Origin of the sequence: Endozoicomonas sp. ONNA1 (assembly GCF_024606325.1) — a bacterium.
Taxonomy (GTDB): Bacteria; Pseudomonadota; Gammaproteobacteria; order Pseudomonadales; family Endozoicomonadaceae; genus Endozoicomonas_A.
The window spans coordinates 1-9,187 of sequence record NZ_JAHHPN010000844.1; the positions used below are offsets into that span (position 1 = coordinate 1).

General features: G+C 48.2%; 5 protein-coding genes. All 5 read right to left on the minus strand.

What is annotated here, in order from left to right; translation table 11 throughout:
- Nucleotides 1-950, minus strand: a 950-nt coding sequence (locus KDK19_RS19815) for a hypothetical protein (RefSeq protein ID WP_257255156.1), incomplete at its 3' end; no start/stop codon positions are given.
- A gap of 178 nt (nt 951-1,128) precedes the next feature.
- Nucleotides 1,129-1,269: a hypothetical protein gene (locus KDK19_RS19820; protein WP_257255157.1), complete on the minus strand. Its 141-nt coding sequence runs from the start codon at nt 1,267-1,269 to the stop codon at nt 1,129-1,131.
- 519 nt (nt 1,270-1,788) lie between these two features.
- The gene (locus KDK19_RS19825) at nt 1,789-3,870 is read right to left on the minus strand and encodes a hypothetical protein (RefSeq protein ID WP_257274167.1); all 2,082 of its coding nucleotides are present in this window, start codon (nt 3,868-3,870) and stop codon (nt 1,789-1,791) included.
- 133 nt (nt 3,871-4,003) lie between these two features.
- Nucleotides 4,004-6,001 carry a hypothetical protein gene (locus tag KDK19_RS19830; RefSeq protein WP_257255048.1) on the minus strand — a complete coding sequence of 666 codons (1,998 nt, stop codon included), beginning with the start codon at nt 5,999-6,001 and terminating at the stop codon, nt 4,004-4,006.
- 480 nt (nt 6,002-6,481) lie between these two features.
- Entirely contained in the window at nt 6,482-8,971 is a 2,490-nt protein-coding gene (locus KDK19_RS19835; RefSeq protein WP_257292703.1) for a hypothetical protein, read from the minus strand.
- Between the last annotated feature and the right edge of the window lie 216 nt (nt 8,972-9,187).

A 9,187-nucleotide genomic window follows, 5' to 3' on the forward strand; every position in this document is an offset into this window, starting at 1 on the left:
TCTTCGTCTGTGGAGTCTTCGTCTGTGGAGTCTTCGTCTGTGGAGTCTTCGTCTGGAGAGATCCTGTATGAGGCGACCCGGTTTATAAAGTTGCTGCTAATGAATCTGCTGCCAACAATGTCATGTGGCTGTTGCAGATATGGTACGCCGCACACACAGCGGAGTTCAATGTCAGAGAGATCATCCAATTTTTCGAAAGATGGGCTTTGTAGGGAATTCAGCGGTGGTTCAACGGACTCTACGCTATCGGATGATGGTCGGAATTGACAAACGCCATGACAGGGATGGGCGAAACAATTAAAACCCAAAGTATGTGAGTGTTGTTGAGAGCCTCCGTTACTGCCGCCAGAGCCAGAATAAAGGTGGATAGAGAGAGAACTTGCAGACTGGGTGGTAGCCCCTGTTGCACGCTGCCTCGATGATTTTGGTGACTGGTATGGTGTTTGGTTATCTCCAGAGCCCAACACCATAGTAATGATGGAATAGGGGTGATTTTGACTCGTCTCTTGTTGTTGAATCGGCTTAAACAAGGGTGAATCGGGGTTCCAATAGCTTTTCAAAAGTAAACCAACAGCGACAACCACTTCTATGGATAGCCATGGATAAGAGGTGGAGCTTAGGGGGGGATCGTTGGTTGTCAGGATTGGTTTTAAATCAACCATCAGGTTAGTGGAATAAAGCAACTTCCATGAAATCAATTCAATAATGGTTGTTTTTAACTCGTAAATATGAGGTCTTTGTTGTTTTTTTTCAGGCGAAGGATTCGATCCTGCATAGCCGTTTTTGTTAGTAATACCTGACGGATTTCCAGGCGATGTATGGCGGTCAGTCCTTATAGAAAAACTCTGGTTTGGAAAAACTGTTTTCTGTTCAAGCTCTAAAACAAGTCGTCTTGTCAGCGGTTCACCCTGACAGACGAGAGACAACGTCAGTAACGGCAACTGCAACATCAACATCAGTCCCGCAAAGAGTGAGTGCTTAATGATTCTATCCTTGCGTTCTGGTTTACAGAGAAGAAGGATAGTTTAAAAAAATAAGCGTGCTTTTCTTTCCGAGAACTTCTGTTAAAAAATCTCCTTTAAACCCCAAAGGCTGCAACAGGCATAACTTTATGAAAAGGGTGCCAGATCAAGGGTTGTGGTTATCATCCTGGTCCACATCAACCGGCTTGCGTTTTCTATGTCTTCTTTTGTGCTCCCAGTGGGCTTTAGCATTCTTACAGACCTTCCCGCACTGCTGCAGCTGCACACCCTCCCCGATTATTGTCATATCAAAGGTTCTTGGCCCGGTGTGGTATCTGCTTTTGCGAACTGACAGGGTTCTGGCATTCTTGAAGACCTTCCCGCATGGCTGATACTTGCCATCTTCAATGCCTAATGTCTCGACACAGGTTTGTTGTCCGTTGTGCTCTCTTCTCTTGTGATTTGACAGTTTTTTTTGGCATCGGGCTGCCTCTCCGTAAGGAAGACAATCCGAAGGTGAAGCCCCTTTGGGATTTTGAAACGGATAAGTGTTAAGGAAGCCCCGCTTTCTTCTGGAAGGCGATGATTATGCAGCCTGAGCAAGCCGTCGATTATAGTCAAGTCATCATAGGTGGGAGGCAAATTCCCGTTCATTGGCACATCATCATTAAGTGATACGGTAGGGGCAGTTGTACAGACTGCCTCTGCAATCATTGAGTGTGTAGGGCTAACTGTCGAGCTTTCTACGGAATTCAGCGACCATTCATCGGGCCCTCTGCTATCGGATGATTACAACGGGCAAGCCTAATGAAAGGGAGGTAGGTTGTTACCTATTTGCTTTAATTTCTTTAGGTCTGGAGCCATCATTCTGGTTAGGATAAAAAGACTTGCGCTTTCGGTGTGTTCTTTTGTGCCTGGACAGTGCGTGGGTATTCTGGAAGGCCTTACCGAACGGCCGCAGCAGGCCATCCTCCCTGCATAACCTCTGCTGACCATCCTCTCCGATCACTGGCAGGTTACAGATTTGTTGCCCGCTGTGGATGCTTTTTTTGTGATCTTTCAAGGCGTTGGCATTTTTGCAGACCAGTCCGCATGGCAGCCGCTGGTCACTCTCCTCGTTCACTGTCTTATCAGAGGTTTTTTGTCCGCTGTGATATTTGCTTTTGTGACATGACAGAGAACGAGCATTTTTTAAGACCCGCTCACATGGTCGTCCCTGACCATCGTCCCCGACCACAATCGCGTTACAGATTTTTTGCCCACTATGGTTTCTTTTTTTGTGATCCGTCAGGGCATTCACACTCTTGCAGACCGCTCCGCATGATTTCTTTTGACCATCCCGCCCGACCACTGTTTCGTTGCATGTTCGTGGCCCGGAATGGTTGCTTCTTTTGTGATCTGACAGGGCTTTAGCGTTCTTGCAGACCTTTCCGCATTGCTGCTGGCCATCCCTTCCAGCCACTGTTGCATTGCAGATTTTTTGGCCGGTGTGTTCTTTTCTATTGTGATCCGATAGGGCTTTAGCACTCTTGCAGACCTTTCCGCATGGCTGCTGTTGGCCATCCTTCCTGACCACGCTTTCGTGGCAGGTTTGTTGTCCAGTGTGGATGCTTCTTTTATGAGACGACAATGTTTTAGCATTCTTGCATACCTCCCCGCATGGTCGCGGTTGGCCATCTGCACCGACCACTGTTTCGTAGCAGGTCTTTTGCCCGCTGTGATCTTTTAATTTGTGATCCCACAAAGCTTGAGTATTCTTGCAGGTTTTCCCGCATGGTCGATGCTGGCCATCCCCTCCGGTTACGGTTTGGACACAGATTCTTTGTCCGCTGTGGAATATTCTTTTGTGTGCTATCAGGCTATTAGCATTCCTGTAGACCTTGCCGCATGGCCGCTGTTGGGCATCTTTCCCGACCACGATCACGTCACAGGTTGGCTGTCCGAAGTGCTCTCTGCTTTTGTGATCCGACAGGACTTTTTGACAACGGGTAGCCCCTCCGGAAGGAAGGCAGCCCAAAGGTGAAGTCACCATGGGGCGTTTGAAATGGGTAAGCGTACAGTTAATCCCGGTTTTTTCTGGAGGGATATGGCTTCGAAGATTGAGTAACCCGTGGATTATAATCCAGTCATCAGAGTTGGCAGGCAAATTCCCGAGCATTGTCACATCATAATTGGGTGGTTCGGCTGAGTCTGTTGTAGAGACTGCCCCCGGGCCAATTAAATGTCTACAGCTGGCTGTCGAACTTTCTGCGGAATTCAGCGGCCATTCAGCGGATTCTCTGCTACCGGATGATAATCGGAAACTGCAAACGCCACGACAGGGAGAGACGAAACAATTGAAACCCAGGGTGTGCAGAGCTTGTTGAGGACCTCTGTTACCGCCGCCATAGTCAGAATAGAGAAGGTTAGCGAAATAGCCTGTAGATTGTGGGGCTCCCGGCGCTTGCTGGCTGGATGATTCTGATGGCTGATGTGATTGTTGGTCATCTACAGAGCGAAGCATCATAGTGATGGTAGCAAACGGTTGATCCCCCTGTGTCTGCGTAGATGTTGCCTCTTGTTGTTGGATTGGATTAAACAGCATGAAATCGTTAGTCAAATTGCTTTCTAAAAGCCAACCGGCTGCAACAACCACTTCTACAGGCAGCCTAACTCCGTAACTGCCGGGTCTGTTCGGTTTGTCATCAGACCGAAAATCCAGTCCTGCATAGTCGTTTGTGTCGAAAACCTCCGAAAGATTGTCCGGCAGGGTATGCCTGTCACGTTCTATAGAGACGCTCAGGTTTGGAAACACTGCCTTCTGTTCAAGCTTGATAATAAAACATTCTGTCCATGGTTCAGCCTGACAGACGACAGACAGCAACACTAGCAGAAACATTGTCGCCGCAGAGAGTGAGTGTTCAATCATTCTGTCCCTGTATTCTGGTCTCTGTAGAGCCAGGGTAGATCAAGAAAATAAGTCTTTTATCTGTCAATGATCTTTTGTTAAAAGCCAAGGGTAGCATCGAAAAAATTCTAATGAAAAGAAAGGTGTTATTTATTCAATTTACTTTTTTAGGGCTGGGTTCACCATCCTGATTCACAGGATAAGAGATGCGTTTCCGATGTGTTCTTTTGTGATCCCAAAGAGTTCTTTTATTCTTGCAGACCTTCCCGCATGGCCGCAGCTGACCATCTTCCCCAGCCACGGTCACTTCACAGTTATACTGCCCGGTGTGGCATATGTATTTGTGAGACGCCAAAGATTGAGCATTCTTGCAGACCTTCCCGCATGACCGTTGGTCGCCATATTCTGTGGTCACGGTTACGTCACAGGTTTGTTGCTCAGAGTGATCTCTTCTTCTGTGATCCCGCAGGGCTTGGGCATTTTTGCAAACTGTGCCGCACGATCGCAGCTGGCCATTATCCCCGACCACGGCCATAACACAGGTTTTTTGCCCGGAGTGTAAGCTGCTTTTGTGAACCGACAGGGATTTAGCATTCTTGTAGACTGCCCCGCATGGTCGCTGCTTACCATCCACTCCGAGAACGTTTACGTAACAGGTTTGTGGTCCGGCATGGGTTTTGCGTTTGTGATCCGACAAGGCTACAACATTCTTGTAGACCATCCCGCATGGCCGCAGTTGGCCGTCATTCCCGGCCACGGTTATGTTACAGATTTGATGCTCACTGGGGTGCCTTCTGCTTTTGTGATCCGACAAGACTTTGGCATTTTTGCAGACCCACCCGCATGGCTGCTGCTGGCCATTCTCCCCGACCACGGGCAAGTTACAGGTTTGTTGCCCACTATGGGCTTTTCTTTTGTGATCTGATAAGCCTTTAGCATTTTTGCAGACTTTCCCACATAGCCGTGGCTGACCATCCTCCCCGACAAAGGTCGCGTCACAGAGCTTTTGCCCAGTGTGGTATGAGCTTTTGTGAACCGATAGGGCAGCAGCATTCTTGCAGATCTTCCCACATGGTCGAGGCTGACCATCCTCCTCGAACACGGTTACGTCGCAGGTTTGTTGCTGGCTGCTGTGAATTTCGCCTGTGTGACCCCGCAGGGATTGTTGGCAATGCGAAGGCGTAAAGCTAATGCCGGTTTTTTCCGGAAGGCTATGCCTTCTGAGACTGAGTAAACTGTGGATGATAATCCAGTCATCGGAGTTGGCAGGCTGGTTCCTGTGCATTGTCACATCATAAATGGCAGGTTCGGTTGGGTCTGTTGCAGTGGTTGCCCCTGCACTTATTGAGTATCTATAGTTTCTTCCTTTATAGTTGCCGCCTCTATAGTTGTCAGTCATACTTTTTTCTGAATTCAGCGGCCATTCAGCGGGTTCTCTGCTATCAGATGATGATCGGAAACTACAAACGCCATGACAGGGAAAGATGAAACAATTCAAACCCAAAGTATGTAGAGTTTGCTGAGAGCCTCCGTTACCGTCGGCAGAGTCAGTATTCAGAGGGTTAGTGAAAGAGCCTGTAAGGTGGCAGGGGGTTCCCGCGGTTGGTTGCCCAGAGGGTTCTGATGGCTGGAAGGGCTGTTGGTTATGTCCGGAGCCATGCACCATCGTGATGGCGGCAAATGAGTGCCCCTCCAGTGTCAGCATAGTGGTTGCTGCTTGTTGTTCGATCGGCTTAAACGACAGTGAATCGGGGTTCCAATAGCTGTTTAAAAGCCAACCGATGGCAACAACCACTTCTACAGGTAGCCATGAATAGGGGGTGGAGCTGAGAGGAACGTCCTTGGTGGCCAGGATCGTCTCGTACACCTGCAAGTGAGTGGCATAAAGCCATTGCCACGAAATCGATTCAATAAGGAGCGTTTTTACCCCGTAACTGTTAAATTTGTGTCGTTTGTCATCAGGCGATGAACTGATTCCTGCATAGTTCCTTGTGTTGACAAGGTCTGAAGGGGTGCCCGGCGATGCGAGCAGGCCACGCTTGATAGAAAAGCTTTGGTCTGGAAACACTTCATTCTCTTCAAACTCGAGAATAAAACGTTCTGTCCACGCTTCGGCCTGACAAACGACAGATCTAAAAAGTAGTAGCAACATTAGCGGCAACAGTGATGCCGCAAAGAATGGGTGTTTAATATTTCTATCCCTGTGTTCTGGTGACTAGAGAGCAAGGATAGATCAAGAAAATAAGTCTGCTTTCTGTCAAAGACCTTTTGCTCTGCAGGAGACAATTTCGTAAAGAATCCTGTTATAAAAGGGAGAGTGGGTACTCGCCTGCAGGTATAACTGCAAGCTTATGAACTCAAGCTAAATGATTCCCTCCTTTGCGAAAATGACGACCTCCTACTTAGCGACCATCATGATGTTGATTTTGAACTGGCCAAAGTCCCGTTTGGTGCGATCCAGACAGACAACCCAGTTCCCTTCGGGCGCCACCCAGTCAACGACTCTTCTGGCAATTTCACCCTTTCATATCAAGCTTTGTCTCGAAACTGTCCTCCTACAGAGGATCTTTTGTAAAAAACTGAAGGTGACACTGGGAGAAACCTCATTGATCCCATGTACTGGATCAAATCGTTACTTATTCTGTTTAGCCTTTTTAGGATTGCGACCATCATCGTGTTCCGGATCAACAGACTTACGTTTTCGATGGCTTTTTTTATGATACGACAGGACTCTGACATTTTTGCAGACCATCCTGCACGGCTGCGGTTGGCCATCCTCCCCGGTCACAATTAGGTCACAAGTTTTTGGTCCGGAGTGGTTTCTTCTTTTGTGCTCATAAAGGGCTCTACCACTTATGCAGATCCTGCCGCATGGCCGCAGCTGGCCATCCTTCCCGGTTACGTTCACGACACAGGTTTGTTGCCCGCTGTGGCATCTGCTTTTGTGCACTGACAGGGTTTGAGTATTCTTGCAGACTATCCTGCATGGTCGCGGCTGGTCATCCTCTCCGATCACAGTTACGTTACAGGTTTTTTGCTCGGAGTGCTCTTTGCATTTGTGAGACGACAGGGCTTGAGCATTTCTGAAGACCTTTGCGCATGGTCGCTGCAGACCATCTTCCCCGACCAAGGTAAGGACACAGGTTTGTTGCCCGCTATGGACTTTTCGTTTGTGATCTGAAAAGCTTTTAGCATTCTTACAGATCATCCCGCATTGCCGTGGCTGGCCATCTTCCCCGACTACTATTACGTCACAGGTTTTTTGCCCGGTGTGGTTTCTGCTTTTGTGCTCTGACAAGGTTTGAGCATTCTTGCAGACCATCCCGCATGACCGCAGCTGGTCATCCTCTCCGACTACTATTACGTCACAGGTTTTTTGCCCAGTGTGATCTCTGGTTTTGTGAGACGACAGGGCTTGTTCATTCTTGCAGGCCTTACCGCATGGTCGCCGCTGGCCATCCTGCCCGATCACGGTTATGTGGCAGGTTTGTTGCCTGCTGTGGACTTTTTTTTTGTGATCCGAAAAGCCTTTAGCATTCTTGCAGACCGTCCCGCATGATCGAGGCTGAGCATCTTCCCCGACCACGGTAACGTCACAGAGTTTTTCTCCACTGTGGATTTTTCTTTTGTGATCCGACAGGCCTTTGGCATTCTCGAAGACCTTTCTGCATGGTTGCTGCCGGCCATCCTTCCCGACCAAGGTCACGTCACAGATTTGTTTCCCGTTGTGGACGTTGTTTTTGTGTTTCCAAAGGGCTTTAGTATTCGGGAAGACCTTCCCGCATGGCCGCAGCTCCCCATCCTTCATGACCAAGGTCATGTGACAGGTTTGTCGCTGCCTGACGTGCTTTCTGCTTTTGTGACCCGACAGTGATTTAGCATTCTTAAAGACCCTCCCGCACGGCCGCGGCTGACCATTCTCCCCGATCAGGGTCACGTTACAGATTTTTTGCCCGGTGTGGTATGAGCTTTTGTGAACCGATAGGGCTACAGCATTCTTACAGACCTTTGCGCATGGTCTCGGCTGGGCTTCTTCCCCGACTATGATTACGTCACAGGTTTGTTGCTGCCCTCTGTGAATTTTACCTGTATGATCCGACAGGGGCTGTTGGCAATAGGTAGCTCCTCCGGAAGGTAGGCTGCCCGGAGATGGAATCACCATTGGATTGGTGAAATAGACAGGCGTGTTGCTAATCCCGGTTTCTTCTGAAAGGCTATGGTTTCCCAGATTGAGTAACCCATGGACGATAATCCATTCATCAGAGTTGGCAGGCTGATTCCTGCGCATTGTCATATGACAATTGGCTGGTTCGGCTGGGTCATTTGTAGAGATTGCATCTACACTGATTGAGTATCCATAGTTGCCTGTCGAACTTTCTTCAGAATCCGGCGGCCATTCAGCGGGCTCTCTGCTATTGGATGATGGTCGGAAACTACAAACACCATGACAGGGAAAGACGAAACAATTTAAACTCAAAGTATGCAGAGTTTGCTGAGAGCCTCCGTTATTGTCGGCAGAGTCAGTATCCAGAGATTTGGTGAAAGAGCCTGTAAGGTCGCTTTGAACTCCCGCGGCCTGCTGCCTTGATGGTTCTGATGGCTTGTGCGGTTGTTGGCTATGTCCAGAGCCAGGCACCACAGTGATATAGGCAAATGGCTGCCCCCGCTGTATCACCATAGTTGCTGCTCTTGGTTGTTCTTTTGGTTTAAACGACATTGAGTCGAAATTCCAATAGCTTTTTAAAAGCCAACCGACGGTAAGAATCACTTCTACAGATAGCCATGAATAAGGGTTGGAGCATAGAGGGGCGTCCATAGTGCTCCGGATTAGTTCGTAACGCACCAGCAGATGAATGGCGTAAAGCGATGGCCACGAAATCGATTCAACAAGAGTCTCTTTTACACCGTAACTGTAAGTCTTGTGTTGTTTGAATTCGGGTGGTGAACCGAGTTCTTTATTATCGCTTGTGTCGACAATTTTAGGTGAACTGAACGACAGTGTACGTAGGACTGGATTTATAGAAAAGCTCTGGTTTGAAAGCATTTTATTTTGTTGAAGCTCAACAATAAAATATTCAGTCCGCGGTTCTGCCTGACAAACGACAAAAAACGGTAGTAGCAAAAGTGGTAGCAAAAGTGATGTCGCAAAGAGTGAGTGTTTAATAATTCTATCCCTGTATCCTGGTGACTAGAGAGCAATGATAGATCAAGAAAATTAGTCTGCTTTCTGTCAAAGACCTTTTGATAAAAGCCGAAGGCGGTGCCGGGAAAAAACTTATGAAAGGGCTAGCAGCCTGTCGGACTTAAGGCTGTCCTACTGCGGTTGCAATAAATTGGT

What these genes read in the sequence shown, in the direction of transcription:
- KDK19_RS19830 (WP_257255048.1), bottom strand. Translation starts at nt 6,001, where the DNA reads ATGTTGCTACTACTTTTTAGATCTGTCGTTTGTCAGGCCGAAGCGTGG.
- KDK19_RS19825 (WP_257274167.1), bottom strand. Translation starts at nt 3,870, where the DNA reads ATGATTGAACACTCACTCTCTGCGGCGACAATGTTTCTGCTAGTGTTG.
- KDK19_RS19820 (WP_257255157.1), bottom strand. Translation starts at nt 1,269, where the DNA reads ATGACAATAATCGGGGAGGGTGTGCAGCTGCAGCAGTGCGGGAAGGTC.